At 71.4% G+C, this 16,554-nt stretch carries 15 protein-coding genes; 4 read left to right on the top strand and 11 right to left on the bottom strand.

The features are described from left to right. Positions 1–24 precede the first annotated feature (24 nt). The gene (locus ACRSBM_RS24985) at positions 25–1,218 is read left to right on the top strand and encodes a putative glycoside hydrolase family 15 protein (protein ID WP_434446551.1); all 1,194 of its coding nucleotides are present in this window, start codon (positions 25–27) and stop codon (positions 1,216–1,218) included. On the opposite strand, the gene ACRSBM_RS24980 is transcribed toward ACRSBM_RS24985, so the two are convergent. From ACRSBM_RS24980 to ACRSBM_RS24940, 9 genes are read right to left on the bottom strand one after another with little or no spacing between them, the layout of a single operon-like run. Then, complete coding sequence (locus tag ACRSBM_RS24980; RefSeq protein WP_434446549.1) at positions 1,196–2,296, bottom strand: glycosyltransferase family 4 protein; 1,101 nt, start codon at positions 2,294–2,296, stop codon at positions 1,196–1,198. The two genes, ACRSBM_RS24985 and ACRSBM_RS24980, sit on opposite strands and share 23 nt — an antisense overlap. Beyond that, on the bottom strand, positions 2,293–3,360 hold the full coding sequence (locus ACRSBM_RS24975) for a glycosyltransferase (RefSeq protein WP_434446547.1): 1,068 nt from the start codon (positions 3,358–3,360) through the stop codon (positions 2,293–2,295). Before ACRSBM_RS24975 ends, ACRSBM_RS24980 begins: the two co-directional genes overlap by 4 nt. After that, entirely contained in the window at positions 3,357–4,757 is a 1,401-nt protein-coding gene (locus tag ACRSBM_RS24970; protein WP_434446545.1) for an oligosaccharide flippase family protein, read from the bottom strand. The genes ACRSBM_RS24975 and ACRSBM_RS24970 overlap by 4 nt, the downstream gene beginning before the upstream one ends. Next, entirely contained in the window at positions 4,754–6,007 is a 1,254-nt protein-coding gene (locus ACRSBM_RS24965) for a glycosyltransferase family 87 protein (protein WP_434446543.1), read from the bottom strand. Before ACRSBM_RS24965 ends, ACRSBM_RS24970 begins: the two co-directional genes overlap by 4 nt. Next, complete coding sequence (locus ACRSBM_RS24960) at positions 6,004–6,861, bottom strand: hypothetical protein (RefSeq protein WP_434446540.1); 858 nt, start codon at positions 6,859–6,861, stop codon at positions 6,004–6,006. Before ACRSBM_RS24960 ends, ACRSBM_RS24965 begins: the two co-directional genes overlap by 4 nt. Continuing rightward, positions 6,858–7,892: a glycosyltransferase gene (locus tag ACRSBM_RS24955; RefSeq protein WP_434446539.1), complete on the bottom strand. Its 1,035-nt coding sequence runs from the start codon at positions 7,890–7,892 to the stop codon at positions 6,858–6,860. Before ACRSBM_RS24955 ends, ACRSBM_RS24960 begins: the two co-directional genes overlap by 4 nt. Continuing rightward, positions 7,874–9,157, bottom strand: coding sequence for an O-antigen ligase family protein (locus ACRSBM_RS24950; RefSeq protein WP_434446537.1), 1,284 nt, complete (start codon positions 9,155–9,157; stop codon positions 7,874–7,876). Before ACRSBM_RS24950 ends, ACRSBM_RS24955 begins: the two co-directional genes overlap by 19 nt. Then, entirely contained in the window at positions 9,148–10,092 is a 945-nt protein-coding gene (locus ACRSBM_RS24945; protein WP_434446535.1) for a polysaccharide deacetylase family protein, read from the bottom strand. Before ACRSBM_RS24945 ends, ACRSBM_RS24950 begins: the two co-directional genes overlap by 10 nt. Then, entirely contained in the window at positions 10,089–10,916 is an 828-nt protein-coding gene (locus tag ACRSBM_RS24940) for a hypothetical protein (RefSeq protein ID WP_434446533.1), read from the bottom strand. The genes ACRSBM_RS24945 and ACRSBM_RS24940 overlap by 4 nt, the downstream gene beginning before the upstream one ends. Before the next feature lie 105 nt (positions 10,917–11,021). On the opposite strand from ACRSBM_RS24940, the gene wecB reads away from it, so the two are divergent. After that, positions 11,022–12,161 (top strand): non-hydrolyzing UDP-N-acetylglucosamine 2-epimerase, encoded by a 1,140-nt coding sequence (gene wecB / locus ACRSBM_RS24935; RefSeq protein WP_434446531.1) that lies wholly within the window; start codon positions 11,022–11,024, stop codon positions 12,159–12,161. 46 nt (positions 12,162–12,207) lie between these two features. On the opposite strand, the gene ACRSBM_RS24930 is transcribed toward wecB, so the two are convergent. Beyond that, complete coding sequence (locus tag ACRSBM_RS24930; RefSeq protein ID WP_434446529.1) at positions 12,208–12,528, bottom strand: hypothetical protein; 321 nt, start codon at positions 12,526–12,528, stop codon at positions 12,208–12,210. A 68-nt stretch (positions 12,529–12,596) separates the two neighbouring features. Next, positions 12,597–13,250 carry a Crp/Fnr family transcriptional regulator gene (locus ACRSBM_RS24925; protein WP_434446528.1) on the bottom strand — a complete coding sequence of 218 codons (654 nt, stop codon included), beginning with the start codon at positions 13,248–13,250 and terminating at the stop codon, positions 12,597–12,599. Between the two features lie 440 nt (positions 13,251–13,690). On the opposite strand from ACRSBM_RS24925, the gene ACRSBM_RS24920 reads away from it, so the two are divergent. Both ACRSBM_RS24920 and ACRSBM_RS24915 read left to right on the top strand, forming a co-directional pair. Then, complete coding sequence (locus ACRSBM_RS24920; RefSeq protein WP_434446526.1) at positions 13,691–15,481, top strand: hypothetical protein; 1,791 nt, start codon at positions 13,691–13,693, stop codon at positions 15,479–15,481. Beyond that, a complete protein-coding gene (locus ACRSBM_RS24915; RefSeq protein ID WP_434446524.1) occupies positions 15,478–16,554 on the top strand; it encodes an AAA family ATPase in 1,077 nt (358 codons plus the stop codon). The genes ACRSBM_RS24920 and ACRSBM_RS24915 overlap by 4 nt, the downstream gene beginning before the upstream one ends.

Here is a 16,554-nt window from a genome sequence, read left to right as displayed (position 1 = left end):
CGTCGATTCGCCGTTGTCGCCCTCGTGCTTCTTTCGAGTGCGTGCACGGTCAGCGCCTCGGAACCGGATCCGATCATCACCGGGCCGGCACCGAAACCCCTCGCGCCCTGCGCGTGGTGGTACGGCATCGGCGACACGCCGTCGCCGTGGGAGATCAAGCTCGCCGCCAGGCACTACGACGTCGTCGTGCTCAACGCGTGGGAGACGGCGGCCATGCGCAAGCTCCACGAGCTGAACCCCAAGGTCAAAGTACTGGTGTACAAGGACTTCTCCAGCACCCGCAACTACCCCGGCGCGGTCGAGGGCGACCGCGACGCCCAGTACCTGCCCACCGGGATCGGGTACTTCGCGGCGGAGCGGACGCAGCCGGAATGGTTCGCGATCGACACGCTCAAGCAGCGCATCGAGTGGAGGGGCTATCCGAAGCACTGGCAGATGACGGTGTGGGATCCGGCCTACCAGAAGGCGTGGGCGGACGCGGTCGTCGCCGAGGTGCTGCGCGAGGGCTGGGACGGCGTGCTGGCGGACAACGACTTCAGCTCGCTCAAGTACTACTCGTCCGCGGTGATCGCGGGCACCGCCGACGCCGCGGGCTCGGACCGGTTGCTGCGCGAGGGCCTCGACGGCATGCTCGCGCTCACCGGCGACGCCCTGGAGAAGTCCGGGAAGATGCTGGTCCCCAACGTCTCGGAGTCGCAGCTGACGCCGGGGCGGTGGGCGGCGCACTCCCGGTACGCGGGCGCGATGGAGGAGAACTTCGGCCTGCGGGGCGACGACGGCACCGGCGAGCTGATCACGTTCAAGGGCAACCAGTTCAAGGAGCAGCGCGCCCAGGCCGCGCTCGGTGAGTCCTGGCTGCTGCTCGTCACCCACACGAAGTCGGACAAGGAGGAACGCGTCGGGTACGCCTCCGCCGCGCTCCTCGCGGGCCCCCACACGTGCTGGACCAGGGCCCATCCCGACTACAAGAACCCGTACTGGTCGATGTACCAGGACGCACGGCTCGGCGAGGCGGTCGAGACGGCCAACCGCCTGCCGAGCGGGGTGTGGACCCGCCGCTTCTCGGGCGGCTGGGTGGCCGTGAACCCGACGAAGCTCTCCGTCCTGGTGACTCCTCCGCCGGGTCTCGTGACGCTCAGGGGCGAGGCGGTCCCGGCGCAGCTGGACCTTCCCCCGGCCGACGCGTTCGTGCTGGTCAACGGCCCGAAGCAGCGGTGAGCCCGCGATAGAGGTCGAGGTGCCGCCGCGCGCACACCTCGGCGGTGAACCGCTCCCGTGCTCTCGCTGCCAGCCGCCGGCCCGTGCTCGCGGGCTCAGGGTCGGCGAACAGGTCGCGCAACCGGGCGGCGAGAGTGGCGACGTCACCGGGCTTCGGGCAGTCGTCACCGGGGACGCCCAGCATGTCCGCGACGCCACCGGTGTCCGTCGCCACCACCGGTTTGCCCGCCGCCATGGCCTCCGCGACCACGAGCGGCTGCTGCTCCATCGTGGACGGCAGCACCAGGGCGTCGTGGTCGAGCAGCAGTTCCGGGACATCACCGCGGAAGCCGAGGAACCGAACCCTGTCCCCGAGGCCGCGGCGGGTCACCCTGCCCTCGGCCTGCATCCGCTGCGGACCGTCGCCGACGACCGTCAGTGTCGCGTCCGGCGGCATCGTCGTCTCCAGCGCGTCCAGCAGGGTCAGCAGGCCTTTGCGTTCGACGAGCAGGCCCACGAAAATCAGGTTGCGGACGGGGCCGGTGGGCGGGTTCGCGGCGCCGACGTCGACGCAGTTGTCGATGTGAGTCATGCGGTGCGGGGGCACGTACAGGCGTTCGCGCAGGAAACGGCCCATCTCCCTGGCGGGGACCACGGTCCGGTGCACGACCCGGGCGACGGCGGCGTCACCGGCGAGCACGGCCCGCGTGTAGGCCGGGGGAGAGGCCGCGCCGCGGACGTTGCGGAACCACGGCTCGGTCACGTCGTCGGGCACGCCGTGGTAGGTGTGCACGATCTTGGTCCCGGTGGTCGCGAGGCCCGCGCTCACCAGTCCCGCCCGCCGGTCCTGGGCGTGCACGACGTCCGGCCGCCACGCCCTGAGGGCGGCGCGCGCCAGCCGTGCCGCGCGCATGTCGCCCTTGCGCGCCACGAGGATCTGCTCGAAGTACGGGTCGATCAGCTCGGCGCCGCGCCGGGGCCGGGGGCCGAACACACGCACCTCGGCGTCGCCCGACTTGGTCAGCGCGGCGGCCAGGCGCACCGTCACGTCCACCGGGCCACCGCTGTCCTGGGTGAGCAGGTAGGCGATCCGTGTCATCGTGGTCCTTCCTCGGTGACGAGCTCCTCGGTGAGCGTCACGATCTGGTCGGTCATGCGGTCGCGGTCGAACAGGGTCTCGGCCCGCATCCGGCCGCGCTTCCCCTCCGCGGCGGCGAGCTCCGGGTCCGCGAGACGGAGGGCAATCGCTTGCGCCAGGGCATTCGTGTCGCCCGCGGGGACGACTTCACCGGCGTCGCCGAGGCTCTGCTCCACGCCCTCGACGTCGAACGCGACCACTGAACGTCCGCACGCCATGGCTTCCAGCGGTACCAGCGCCATTCCTTCGGCACGCGAGGGCAGCACCACCACGTCGGCCCTGGTGTAGAAGCCGGACACCGCGTCGCTGTGACCGTGCCAGCGGACTCCCGGTGCCCTGCGGGCCTGAAGTTCCGCCGCCATCGGGCCGTCGCCGACGATCAGGAGCTCGGCGTCCGGGACCTCCTCGAGCACCTGGGGCCACGCTTTCAGGAGCAGGTCCTGGCCTTTCTGGCGGGCCAGCCGGCCGACGCAGACCGCGGTCGGCGTGTCGTTGTCCTTGGGCAGCGGGCTCAGTCGCCGCGTGTCGACGCCGTTGCAGACGACCTCGGCTCGTGCCGTCACCCCCGCCGCGCGGCCGGCGCGCAGCTCGTCGTCGCTGACGCACAACAGCAGGTGCGTCCAGCGGGACGCCATCGCTTCCCAGAGCCGGCAGGCGCGGCTCAGGAACCCCGTGGCGACCCGGAACGACCACAGGTGGGGCTGGAAGACCGTCGGGACGCGGCCGCGCAGCACGAGCCTGGCCAGACCTGCCTTGGAACTGTGCAGGTGCACGACGTCCGGGCGTAGTTCGCGCAGTGTCCTCCCGAGCGCGCGGAGTTCCGCCGCGGTGCCGGGGCCGGGCAGGCGCGTCGCGTGCCAGGGGTGCAGCGGGATCCCGGCCCTGCGTGCTCCTTCTGTCAACCGGCCCTCCGGCGGGCAGGCGATGCTGACGTCCCAGCCCCGTTCCCGCTGGGCGCGAGCCAGGTCCAGGACCACGGCGGCGACGCCGGCCTCGACCGGTTGCGTCACGTGGACGATCCTCACGTGCGCTCCTTCAGTCCGATGAGGACGGTGCGGTTCAGTGGCAGGACGATCGCGCAGTAGGTGGCGAGCAGCACCAGGCCGGTGCCGAGGAGGCCCGCGACGCTGGTGCTGTCCGGCAGGACCGTGCTCAGGCCGAGGGAGGCGAGGCCACCGGCCACCACTCCGGCCGTCGCGCGGACCGGCAGCCCGAACGCCAGGCCGTTGCGAGCCAGGACCAGCCAGGCGACCGGTATCAGCAGCCAGACCACGGCGAGCTGGGTGACGGCGACCGCCTCCGGGCCGCGTTCGGTGGTGAACACCAGCGCTGTCAGCAGTGCGACGAGGTGGGTGGCTTCGAGCGCGAGGTACTGGCGGGCGTGTCCGGCGGCCCTGATCACCTGGTACCAGACGTGCAGCAGGCTCAACCCGAGTCCGTACCCGCACAGCAGGGCGAGGATTCCCGCCGCGTCAGCCCACTGCTCGCCGAGCACGACGATGCCGTCCGACCGGAGTGCGACCGTGACGTACAGCCCACCGGTGATCACCAGGGTCGCCACGGTGAAGCGCCGCAACGTGCCGGGCAGCTCGCTCGTCCGTCCATTCCGGACCAGCTCGGCGCAGACCGGGAACAGCACGCCGCCCAGCACCACCGCGATCATGATGTACGGCACCCAGGCGATGCGGAACGCGAGTGAGTAGCCGCCGACGGCCTCGGGGCCGAGCACGTGCCCGATCGCGAGGTAGTCGACGTTGATCAGCAGGACGGCGATCAGGGCGCCGGGGCCGACGACGGCAAGCCACCGCGCCGCCTCTTCCGCGGCGTCCCGGTCCCAGGTGGGACGGATCCGCGCACCGGCGACGGCCGCGAGCAGCGGCTGGGCGATCGCTGTGCAGAGCAGGCCGAGGACCAGCGCCGTGGGACCGATCCCCTGCGCGGCCAGCGTCACCGTGACGACGGCTCCGAGCAGCATGCCGCCGGCGTCGGGCAGCATGCGGCGCCGGAAGTCGAGACCGCGGTGCATCAACGCCATCTGCACGCCGCCCGCGGCGGTGAACGGCAGGGTGAGCGCCGCGAGCCGCAGCATTCCGGCGGCCTCGGGCGCGCCGAGCGCGGCGGCGAGCGGGGTCGCGGCGGCGATGAGCGTCGCGGCCAGCACCACTCCGGCCGTGACACTCATCGTGAGCACGGTGCCCGCGGTGGTGAGCGGGTCGCGGGTGGTGCGGCTGACGATGTCGTAGACGCCCATCGCCTGGACGACCTGGCCGATGTTGACGACCGACACGACCAGCGCCACCGCGCCCAGGTCGGCCTCGGTGAGGAACAGGGCGAGCGCGAGGGTCACCACGATCTGGCTGCTCTTGCTCACCAGGTTGACCGCGAAGAGCCAGAGCGACCCCCGCACCGCCACGTCGGTCATGCGGCTCGCCGCCGTGTGTGCCGTACCGCGAAGACGACGAGCACCAGCCAGGCAGCGACCACCGCGACACCGTCCAGCGTGACGCTCGCGCGTGCCCCGAGGAGCGACTTGACGGCGGTGTCCACGAAGTAGAGGTGTGCGAACGGAACCGCGAGCAACATCGTCGCGATCCCGGCCCACCGCCAGTGCGTCTCGTCGCGGCGCCGCCAGCAGACGACGGCCAGCGCCGTCATCGCCGGAACCGCGATCAGCACGTCGCCCGGCTGGTGGACCAGCGCCACCACGATGCCGAGGCAGATCAACAGGTCCGCGACCGCCGAGCCGTTCTCGGTCCGGTCGAGCCTGCGGGCCAGCAGAGCGGTCACCGCGAGAACCCCGCACAAAGCCAGCAGTTCCGCGGCGGGCGGCAGCCACCCGGTGACGCGGAAGAAGACCGCGGGCAGGTCGACGCGTTGTGCCGCCATCGAGTCGACCGCGCCGTAGCCGGTGCTGCTCGCCCACTCCAGGTTGCGGGAGATGACGTCGAGGAACTCCCCGACGCCGCCGCCGCGGACCACGAGCCACGCCGCCACCGGCAGGCTGGCCAGCGCGGCGATCGCGGTGCCCAGCAGCGCGATCCTCCTGTCACCACGCACGAAGAGCAGCAGCGCCAGCGGCAGCCCGAACTGCGGCTTCAGCCACGCCAGCGCGAGGGCCGCCGACGCCCATCCCGGATTCCTCGTGCGCAGCAGCAACGTGCCGGCGGTGGCGACGGCGATCAGCGGGTTGACCTGGCCGATGTACATCTGCGCCTTGCCGACCTGGCTCGTCACCAGCAGCGTGCTGATCACGACGGTGCCCGCGACGAGCGGCAGGCGTGCCCGTCCGGCCGCCATCACGGCCAGGCCGACCAGCAGCACCAGGCACGCCAGCGCGAACGCCACCGCGCCGACCCGGTAGTCCGGCAGCGCGAACGGCAGGTGCAGGACGAGGTGGTAGGGCTGGTAGAGGTTGAAGTTCTGGCGCACCGGCCAGTGGCCGAACATCACCGCCGGGTCGTACGGGTTGCCGCCGCCCAGGAACTCGCGGATCGGGAAGTAGAGCGCGTCCCGGAAGTCCTGCATGCGCTCTTCGGGGAGGTTCGCCTCGGTGGGGAGCGGGACCTCCCACGACGGGGAGAGGGCCCGGATCGCGCTGAGCGTGCCGGCCAGGGCGACCAAGGCGACGAGGATCGTCCTGGCGAGGCCGGAGCGGTTGGTCGTGGTGATCACGCCAGCACCACCGCCACCAGCACCGAGGAGGCGGGCAGCACCGCGAGGGCCGTCGCGAGGTCACCCCGCCGCGCCCTGTCGTTCGAGGCGACGGCGATCACCGCCGTGCCGTCGGCGGGTTCGGAGACCTTGTCCGGCAGCTCCCGCGCCAGTTCCTCGGCGCGGTCCGCCAGCGACGGGCTGACCGGGAGCACTCGCACCGGACGTGCCGCTGCCACGCAGAGAGCCGTGAGGCGCTCGGTGAGGGCGGGGTCGTCGTCGGCCGCGACGACGACCGGGTGCGTGATGCCCGCGGTCGAGAGTGCCGTGCGGACGTTGTCGTTTCCGCGCAGGCGACGCAGCGTCGCCACGGCCACCCCGGCGATCACCGCGGCGACCAGCGCGAGGCCGGTGGCGAGGCGCCAGTCGGGGGTGATCCACGCGGTCTCCGGACGCGGGTCGACCAGCCGGAAGCGGGCGGCGGGCGCCAGCAGGTCGGCGTCGATCACGGCCTTGGCCACCGCCGCGACGGCCTTCGAGGCGTGTTCCGGCGAGTCCGCGCGCACCGAGATCCGGGCCACGCCGGACGCGGGCACCAGCTCGACGGCGATGGCATCGGCCAGGCTGGACGGCGTCGTCTCCGCCGCCTTGGCCGCCACGTCCAGCACGGACGGGCTGCGGACCAGTTGCACGACAGCGGGCGCGGCCAGCGAGGTGACCTCACCGAACTGGGCACTGTCCGGTGTGGACGGTGTGGCCAGCAGGGTGAGCCTGCCCTCGTTCACGTCGTCGCGCAGCGCGACCGCCAGCAGCACGGCCGCGCCGACCAGGATCGCGGCCAGCACGCCTTCCACCACAGCTCGGGGAGCCTTCATCGTCCCTCCAGGACGGTACGCAGCAGTTCGTCGTAGGACTTCATCAAGGTGTGCGCGCCGGCCGACCCGTCGTGCGAGGCGGCGATCGAACGCGCTGAGGGGGAGTGGAGGAGGCCGCGCAACGCCTTGGCGGTCTGCTCGGGACTGCGCCGGGGCACCAGCACCCCACCGCCGCCGGCGAGCACCTCGCGCACACCGTCCACATCGGACGCGACGACCGGGCGACCCGCCGCCAGCGACTCGAGCAGAGCGATCGGCATGCCCTCCCAGTCACTGGTGAGCACGGCGACGTCCGCGGCTTCGAGCAGGTCGCGCACGTCGGTGCGCGTGCCGAGGAACCGGACGCGTTGGGGGGCCCGTGCCTCCAGTTGGGAGCGCAGGCTGCCGTCACCGGCCAGCCACAGCTCGGCCTCCCCGGGGACCAGCGCCCACGCGTCGAGGAGCACGTCGTGCCGCTTCTGCGGCTCCAGGCGGGCAGGGCACAGCGCCACGGGCACCTCGGGCGGGGTGCCGAGCCTCGCCCGCACGGTGGCCCGGTCCGCCGTGGGTTCCGACGGGAAGACGGCGTTGGGAATCACCACCGCGGAACCGAGCCCGGCGTCGCGCAACCGTTGCGCGGCAGCGGAAGCGACGGTGACGACGACGGTGGAGACGCGGCGGAGAACGCGGACGGCACCGGCGACGTCGGCGTCCGCCACACCGTGGAACACCGTGACCACGGGCCGGCGCGGAGCCGCGATCCGGGCGACGAGCGACGCGGAGACGTTGTGCGCCAGCACGACATCCGGCCGGAACCGGCGCACCGCCACCCGAGTGGCCCACGCCGCGCGCAGTACACCCAGCGGCGACCGGCGGGCCACCGGCACGTCGAACACCGCGAGCCCGGCGGCCCGGACCTCCTCGGCGCGGAACCCACCGCCGCTCGCCACGGCGGACACCCAGCCGACGTCACCGCCCGCGCGAGCCATGCCGGCCACGAGCGCCTCCGCACCGCCCGCGCCCATCTCGCTGATCACGTGGAGAACGCGCATCGGCGCTCCTTCCGGGAAGCCGGCCGGGCCCGGTGCTCGATCGCGACGGCGATGGCGACGAGGGACCACAGCGGCAGGTAGTACTGCTCGGACAGGAAGATCGAGGCGACCAGCACGGCGATCAGTGCCGCCTGCACGGCCAGCGCCTCGCGCCGGTCGGTCGCTAGTGCGGCCAGCGCTGCACGTCGGTCCGTGGCTTGTGCGGTCAGCGCCGCCCGCCGGTCCGCCGTCTGCAAGCCCAGCGCCGCACGCCGGTTCGCCACCAGCCGCAACGCCCGTTCGCTGGCCACGAACCCCACCGCGACCAGTCCGATCAGCAGCGCGATCCCCGGAACCCCGAGCTCGGCGGCGACTTCGAGGAACATGTTGTGCGCCACCGGCGTCTGCTCGTCGATCTCCGCGTTCTGCCCGGCCGCCGCATACTGCTGGCGGAAGCCGCCGGGCCCCACACCGAGCACCGGGTCGTCGGCCAGCATCCGCGCGGCCGCCTGCCAGCGCAGCATCCTGGTGTCGGCGTTGGTGCCCGCGATGTGGCTCTTCTCCTGCAACGCCCGCGACAGCTCGGCCTGCGCCGCCGAGGCGAACACCAGGGCCGCGACACCGGTCACCGCTGCCGTGACGGCCACCGCGCGGACCGGCAGGCCGCGCCGGGCGATCAGCCACGCCAGCGCGCACGCCAGCGCGATCCCGCCGCCACGGGAGAACGTCGCCGCCGCACCGGCCACCAGCACCGCGCCCAGCACCAGCGGCACGATTCGCGACCGGCCCCTCGCGGGTAGCGCGATGAGCAACGGCAACGCCGCCACGAGGAAGAACGCCAGATCGTTGGGGTCCTCCAACGGCCCGGTCGCGCGCGACGAGCCGCCGAGGACGCTGAGCACCCCACCGGCCGCCGCCACGACCGCGCCGGCGACGGTGGCGGCGAGCAGCGCGCGGACCGGCACCTCCCGCGCGGCCACGTCGGCGAGCACCACCGTGATCACCAGGAACGGCACCCAGCGCACCAGGTACTCGAGGGTGAACGGCTCGGCCGCGTGCACCGCGGAGGTGGCGAACAGCACCACCGCCAGCAGTGCGATCACCAGGTGCAACGGATGCGGCGCGGGCAATCGTCGTTGTCGCACGAGGGAGACGACCCACACACAGATCAGGGCGGCGGGCACGACCTTGGCCGACTGCCCGTGCACCTGCAGCAGGTACCCCTCCAGCGGCGCCAGCGCCACCGTCGCGCACGCGAGCACGCGCAGCAGGGAGGTCAGCCACATGCGACCGGATCCCGTTCGCGCAGCACGGTTCCCGCGACGCGGCCGACGTGCTCCCCGGTGCCGACCACGTCGAAGTGACGGCGCAGCAGGGACAACACCCAGCCCAGCAGCTCGACCTTGTCCCGGCCGGGCACGGCCATGCCGGGGAAGAACTCCATGCCGGGCGCCTCGGCGCCGGCCAGCACGTCCGTCGGGTGCAGCAGCAACGACGGGGAAACCTTGGTGGCCAGGCACAAGCGCAGCGCCGTGCGGAAGTACCCGCGGGCCAGCCGGGGCGAGATCTGGTGCAACTGCAGCAGGTACGCGCCGTGGATGGGAACGCGCAGCAGCGGCATCGTCGTCACCGGCAGCTCGACCAGACCGCTGTCCCGCCAGCGGTAGGCGGTGTTGGGGGCGCGGACCTTGCCGAACCCGCCGAACAGGTCCTCGCCGCCGTCGGTCGAGCCCGCCGTCCGGTTGTGGTACGCGCGGGCCAGGGGGCCGATCCAGGTCGGCAGAACGCTGGCGTCGTAACGGTAACCGCGCCGGTTCAGCACGTCGAGCAGCTGCGGCGTGACGCTGTACCCGGGACCGCGGAACCCGATCGGTCGCGGCGCGCCCGCGGCCGTGATCGCCTCCTCCGCGCGCGTCACCTCGGCCTCGAGCTCGGCCTCGGAGTACCGGTGCAGCCAGGGGCGGTGCCAGAACGAGTGGTTCGCCACCTCGTGCCCGGCCGCGGTGATCGCCGCGACGGCCTCGGCGCCGTCGTCGCGTTCGGCGTCCGCACCGACCACGAAGACCGTGGTGGTCAACCGGTGTTCGCCGAAGACGTCCAGCAGCCGCGGCACCGCGGAGGGCAGGAAGCTGGGGCGGCTCTCCCACCTCGGGTCGCCGTGGGTTCGCAGGTACGCCCAGAGGTTGTCGAGGTCCAGCGACACGCTGGCGACGGGCCTCACCGCTCACCTCTGGCGGAGACCAGTTCCCGCGCGGGCTTCGCGACCGAGCCGAGCACCAGCACGCCGGAGACCACCAGCAGCACTCCCAGCACGACCCACCACTCACGGCCGGCCGCGATCCGGTCGCCCATCAGGGCGAGACCGGCCACCGAGCTGATCACCACGGTGGTCGCGTCCATCGACGCCACCGCGGACGTGGCGGAACCACGTTGCAACGCCGTCGCGAGACACGCCTGCCCGGCGAACGCGGCGAGCACCATCACCCAGGTCAGCGGGTGCAGCAGCAGCTCGAGGACCGGCTTGCCGGCGACGTTGCGCGCGGCCACCGCGACCACGGCGAACGCGACACCGGCGAGGATCGGCGTCGCGGCCTTCACCGTCCGCGCCAGCGGAAGCACCGCCAGGGTCAGCAGCCCCAGCACGACCAGTGCGGGCACCAGCGGAAGCTCGCGCGCGGTGGACGGCGCCGCCGCGCCCGTGAGCAGCAGCAGGCCGCACGCCATCACCACCAGCACGGCGATCTCCAGGCGCCGGATCCGCCAGCCCAGCACCAGCACCCCGATGACGGTGGCGAGCCCGACCGCGGACGAGGACCCCGCCTGCACCAGGTAGAGCGGCAGGTGCTCGCGGGCCAGGAACGCGAACAGGAAACCGCCGACCTGACCGGTGAAGCCCAGCAGGTACAACCGGTCCGTCGCCAGGCGGGCGAGCAGCCCCACGCCGGTGCCGGGACGTTCGTCTGCCCTGCGCGCGGCGATGGTCTGCGCGACTATCCCCAGGCCGTAGAGCACAGTGGACACCGCAAGTGCCAGATGACCGGACATGGGCCGGACACTACGACATCCTTGTGTGGCAACACTTTCGAGCGATATCCGAGACAACTCTTTCGAGTGAACGTGTGCGGTTTCGGTCCGAAAACGTCAAGATCGATGAAGTACCTTGCCGCGGTGCGGGAAACGAACACCGTGACGATCGTCTGCGGCACCAGACCGGAACTGATCAAACTCGCGCCGCTCGTCGAGCATTTCGGCAGCGGGTGCACCATGGTCTACACGGGCCAGCACTACGACCGCTCGATGTACTCGCTCATCCGCCGTGATGTGCCGGTACCCGGCGGTTTCCACGAACTGCGCCTCGGCGGCCTGCGCCGGGGCGACCAGCTCGGCCGCGCCGTCGCGGCCGTCGACGAGGTGCTGGCCACCGAGCGGCCGTCGGCCGTGATCGTGCAGGGCGACACGACGTCCGCCCTCGCCGGCGCGCTGGCGGCGAACGCCTGCGACGTGCCGCTGGTACACGTGGAGGCGGGCCTGCGCAGCTACGACCGCGCGATGCCCGAGGAGCACAACCGGGTGCTCATCGACCACCTCGCCGACCTGTGCTGCGCGCCGACGGCGTTGAACCGCCACAACCTGCTTGCCGAGGGCATCGCCGACGCCCGCATCGCGGTCACCGGCAACACCGTCGTCGAGGCGCTGGCCGGTGCGTTGCCCTGCCCCGACGAGGAGAACGCGGTCCTGGGCGGCCTCGGTCTGGAGCGCGACCGGTACGTCCTGGCCACGATCCACCGCCCGGAGAACGTGGACGACGCCGCCAACCTCGAGACGATCCTGCGCGAGCTCGGCCGGTTGCCACTCCCGGTCGTGCTCCCGCTGCACCCGCGCACGGCCGGGCGCGTCGACGCGTTCGGTCTCGGGGGGCTGCTGCGCGGGCTGCGGGTGGTCGAGCCGCAGCCGTACCGGACCTTCCTGGCCCTGGCGCACGGTTCCGCCGTGATCGTGTCCGACTCGGGTGGGATCCAGGAGGAGGTGAGCGTGCTCAAACGGCCCGTGGTCGTCGTCCGGCGCAGCACCGAACGCCCGGAGATCGAGGGCACGTTCGGCACGCTCGTCCCGCCCGGTCCGCTCGTCGGCAGGTCGGTGCTGGCGTGGCTGGACGACGTGCGGGGGCACCGGGCGGCGCTGAGCGCCATCCCTTCGCCCTACGGCACCGGATCGCCGTCCGAGCTCATCGCGTTCGCGGTGCGCGCGATGCTGGAACCGCTGCGGGAGCCGGTCGCCGCCGGCCGATGAGAAGGATGGTGTGGCCGCGCCCCCCTTTGTCGCGGCCACACCGGGATCAGAGCCGGACCAGCTTCATGGGCTGGTCCGGTTCGGCCTCCTGGGCAGGAGGTTCCTCCGGCGGCGACGAGCGCAGGGCCCGTCCGCTCGCGAGGACCGACTGCCAGGTGTCCCACACGGCGATGAGCGCCGCCGACAGCACCACCGAAGCGGCCACGGCCAGCACGCCGTCGTCATCGAGCAGCACCACGGCCGCCACGACCGCCCACAGTTCGACGGCGGTGAACATGAGCGCGAACACCACCCGTTCCGTGTGCTTGCGGCGAACGCGCGCCATCTGCTTGCGGGAGCGGCTTTCCGGCAGAGCGTGGCGCTTCATGACGACTCCTGGTGGTTGTGCTGTGGCTTGTGCACCAAGGAAATCGTCACCGGGCCGGAGCGTGTGCGTCAGATGCCACACAGGGAACGCAATTCATCCTCGCGCAGAATTTCCACGCTGGTGCGGCGAGTCACGATGATTCCCGCGTCCCGCAGCGTCTTCAAGGCCCTCGCCAGCGTCTCGCGGGAGATTCCCGCGATCCCCGCGAGCTCGCGCTGGCTGAGCGGCACCGTCGTGATCATGTCGCTGGCGTCCCGGTGCGCGAGGTCGAGCAGCACCGCGCCCACGCGGTGCAATGAGGGCCCTGTCCTGAGGTCGTGCTGGTCGCCCGCGGCCCGCTGACGTGACACCACGACGCGCAGCACCGCCCACGTGATCCCGGGGTGCTCCTCACACAACCTCTTGAGCGCACGAGCGGAAATCACCATACCCGCCACCGGATCGACGGCGGTGAGGGTCGCCGAGCGCCGGCGGCCGTCGATGGCGGAGAGCTCACCGATGATCTCGCCCGGCCCCCGGACGGCGACCACCGTCTCCTCGCCGCTGAGGGTGAACCGGCTCACCCGCACCCGGCCGCGGGACACGACCAGGACGTTCTTCGACTCGTCTCCCTGGTGGCAGATCACCGATCCCGGCTCGAACGCCACGCGCGTCGCCGCGGCCCGCAGGGCGGTGCGGTCGGTGTCGTCGAGCATCCCCCAGAAGGACTGGTCGATCCTCATGCTCTCCATGATTCACGTGCGAGGACGGCGGTCATTGCCCCGATCGATCTAATCCCACCGAGAAACGAACCGATGGTGCAGGGCCTGTCCGGTATGCGGCCCGTCCGGCCGCACCACCAGAAACCACCTCAGGCGCGACTCTCATCGAACGGGACTTCGACACAGGCCCTGACGAGCGCGATGTGGTCGTTCGAAGATCCCCGCGTGTCAAGTCGGTGGTCCTGGCTCGTCCTATCGGTTGAATCTCCGAACGAGCATGCCCGTCCGCTCGTTGGTGCGAAGGGATTGCTGGTGTAGTTACGCGCGGACGTCTGCGGGGCGAGATCCCGAGGGGGGAAGCTGGGCGTTGTGTGTCGATCGGCGCAGTGCCGAGGCCGGTCGGCCTGGTAAACGACGCATCAGCTCGCCGGTGCCGGCGTGATGTCGCGGGAAGGACGGTCGTGGCACTTTCACCGACTGAGCACAAAACGATCGTCGTGGTCGACGTGGCCGAGTTCACCCGGGCGGACAGGCATGTTCCCCACCTCTTCGCGGTGCACGAAGGTCTCTACGGGGTGCTGAAGGCCGCTTTCGGAGGTGCCGGGGTCGAGTTGGAGAACTGCGCGATCGAGGACCGCGGTGATGGCGCGTTGATCCTGGTGCCGCCCACCGTGTCGAAGAGCGAGCTCGCCGACAAGCTGCCCGATCGCCTGGTCGCCGAGATTCGCCGCTACAACTCGACGCGGGTTCTAGCGGCCCAGTTGAAGCTGCGGGTGGGCCTGCACTCCGGCGACATCCGCAAGAACGCGCACGGCTGGGTGGGGCCCGCGGTGAACCTGGCCTTCCGCCTGCTCGACGCCGAGCAGGCGAAGGCGGAGTTGCGAAGCTCCGAGGGAGTGATCGCGATGATCGCGTCCGAGCACTTCTACGACGAGGTGATCTTCCAGGATCCGGGCAGCGCGCCGGAGTCCTACCGTCGCATCGACGTCTCCGTGAAGACGTTCGAGGGGCACGCGTGGCTGCGGTTGCACGGTGGAGGCGGGTCGCCGGTGGTGGCGCGCCCCGCCGAAGTCGTCGCGTCACCACCGGACGCGGACCTGCTGGTGCGCGGCCTGCTGACCGACGACGAGCTGAAGGTCCTGCGCGGCCTTCTGGCGGATGTCGAGAGCTCGCGGCTGCCCGTCCTCGTGAGCCGAGCCACCCGTTCGGTGGTTCCGTTACCCCGCTTGGGTTCGGTCTGGGACGCCTTCGTCTATCTGGCCGATATCAACGCCGGTCCGGACGGAGTTCCGCCCGCGATCGAATTCCTGGAGCTGCTCACCGCCGAGCTGGGCGACGAGGATGCCGCCGGGCTGAGAACCTGGGTGACGCAGAAGGTGCACACCCTGCGGCGCACCACCGCGCAGCTGGAACGTCAGGTGGCGAGGTCCGCCCTTCCGGCCGAACCACGGCTGCACCTGATGATCGTGATCGAGCTGGACGCGATCGACGAAAGCCGGTGCGTGCTTTCGTTCTGGCGTCAGGACGATCCACTGGAGTGGCCACCGGTCCGCGGTGACGTGTGCGAGCTGGCCGTGGACGAGCTGGAACAGCGAATCGACGACCTGATCATCGAAGCCGAGGGCGTGTGGTCCGGCCAGGCGGTCTCCGTCGTGCTGGAGTTCGTCGTACCCAGGCCACTGCTTCAGTTGCCGATCTTCGCGTGGCGCAAGGAGTACCGCTCGGGCGACCCGAGGCCGCTCATCTACGATTACGCGCTCACGCTGAGGTCACTGGAACGAATGCGATCCGCGCACTGGCATCGGCTGTGGCGCGTGAGATGGGACGCGGCTCTCGATGATTACTCATCGTTGCGGCGAATCTACCCGTATGGGCTAGCGGAAACCAAGGAGAATCCGATCGACGCCGTGCTGAGCGAATCCAGATGGGTGGGGTTGGTGTTGGACGAACCGCCTTCCGCACGTCCAGATCCGAGCGCCGGGCCCGACGCGCTGACCGCCGCGTTGCGAGCGGGGTTGCCGTTGGTGTTCTGGCACCCCTCGGCGTGTGCGGAGGACCTGCGGGCCCTCGTCACCCGGCTGGCCGGCGGTGAGGGCGGCATCCTCGGACTGCCCGGCCGTCACCGGGACGCTCATCTGGCCGCGACCGAGGACGATCTCGTGCGGGACCTCGTGGTCCTGCTCGACGATCCGAACTGGACAGTCGCGCTCGACGGACCGGGGGCGCCGATGTCGAGCGGAGGTCAGGGATGAGCGTGCACGAACAGGGGACAGACGGCCGGCGCGCGCGTGCCGACGCACCTGACTGGTGGATCTACCGCGGCACCGGCCGCCCGATCCACGACATCGACCTCGCCGAGATCCTGCCGTCACCGCCACCGTGGAGGGACTTCCAGGGCGGCCCGCTACCGGCATCGGACGTGCCGCCGGACGACGACGGCGAAGCGGATCGCAGGCTCGGCCCGGAAATCCACCTGGCCGAGTCGGACGTCGACGCTCACGAGCTCGACGTGGTCAACGCCGCCCTGTACCTGAGGCGACCGCTGCTGCTGACCGGGAAACCGGGCGTCGGGAAGTCCAGCCTCGCCTATCGCATCGCCAGGGAGCTCCGCCTGGGCCGGGTGCTCAGGTGGCCGATCACGAGTCGCACCACGCTGAACTCGGGCCTGTTCGACTACGACGCCATCGGCCGCGTGCAGTCGGCGGCGGCCGCGCAGGCGCGCTCCAACGGTGCCGGCGAGTCTTCTGTCGGCGACTTCGTCCGGCTTGGCCCGCTCGGCACGGCGTTCCTGCCCGGCAGGCTTCCGCGTGTCGTCCTGGTGGACGAGCTGGACAAGTCGGAGTCGGATCTCCCGAACGACCTCCTGAGCATTTTCGAGGATGGCGAGTTCGTCATTCCGGAGCTGGCCCGCGTTCGCAACCAGATGCGCGAGGTCTCCGTTCACACCAACGACCCCAACGGCACCGCGACGGTCGTGGACGGCAGGGTCGGCTGTCGCGCCTTCCCGGTCGTGGTGATGACGAGCAACGGCGAGCGCGAGTTCCCGCCCGCGTTCCTGCGCCGTGTGCTGCAACTCGAGATCAAGGATCCGGGCATCGAGCAGCTGGCGGCCATGGTGGCCAACCATCTCCTTGACACCAAAGGGGAACACCGGGATCGGCTCGTGCGCGAGTTCATCGCGAAGAGCCGCGAGGAGGGCGGCCTTCCCGCGGACCGCCTGCTGGACGCCGTCTACCTCGCCACCTCCGGTGCGTACCAGCCGGACGATGCGGCGTGGCCGCGGCTGGTGGACGCACTGTGGCGCCGACTGACGACGGGGCAGTGA

This window comes from Lentzea xerophila (genome assembly GCF_051094245.1).
GTDB classification, from domain to species: domain Bacteria; phylum Actinomycetota; class Actinomycetes; order Mycobacteriales; family Pseudonocardiaceae; genus Lentzea; species Lentzea xerophila.
Note: the sequence above shows the minus strand (reverse complement) of the source record. Positions and strands in the feature narration are given on the sequence as shown.

Excerpts from the sequence above, each read along its gene's own strand:
- ACRSBM_RS24980 (WP_434446549.1), bottom strand. The coding sequence starts at position 2,296 with ATGACACGGATCGCCTACCTGCTCACCCAGGACAGCGGTGGCCCGGTG.
- ACRSBM_RS24970 (WP_434446545.1), bottom strand. The coding sequence starts at position 4,757 with ATGACCGACGTGGCGGTGCGGGGGTCGCTCTGGCTCTTCGCGGTCAAC.
- ACRSBM_RS24960 (WP_434446540.1), bottom strand. The coding sequence starts at position 6,861 with ATGAAGGCTCCCCGAGCTGTGGTGGAAGGCGTGCTGGCCGCGATCCTG.
- ACRSBM_RS24955 (WP_434446539.1), bottom strand. The coding sequence starts at position 7,892 with ATGCGCGTTCTCCACGTGATCAGCGAGATGGGCGCGGGCGGTGCGGAG.
- ACRSBM_RS24950 (WP_434446537.1), bottom strand. The coding sequence starts at position 9,157 with ATGTGGCTGACCTCCCTGCTGCGCGTGCTCGCGTGCGCGACGGTGGCG.
- ACRSBM_RS24940 (WP_434446533.1), bottom strand. The coding sequence starts at position 10,916 with ATGTCCGGTCATCTGGCACTTGCGGTGTCCACTGTGCTCTACGGCCTG.
- wecB (WP_434446531.1), top strand. The coding sequence starts at position 11,022 with ATGAAGTACCTTGCCGCGGTGCGGGAAACGAACACCGTGACGATCGTC.
- ACRSBM_RS24930 (WP_434446529.1), bottom strand. The coding sequence starts at position 12,528 with ATGAAGCGCCACGCTCTGCCGGAAAGCCGCTCCCGCAAGCAGATGGCG.
- ACRSBM_RS24925 (WP_434446528.1), bottom strand. The coding sequence starts at position 13,250 with ATGAGGATCGACCAGTCCTTCTGGGGGATGCTCGACGACACCGACCGC.
- ACRSBM_RS24915 (WP_434446524.1), top strand. The coding sequence starts at position 15,478 with ATGAGCGTGCACGAACAGGGGACAGACGGCCGGCGCGCGCGTGCCGAC.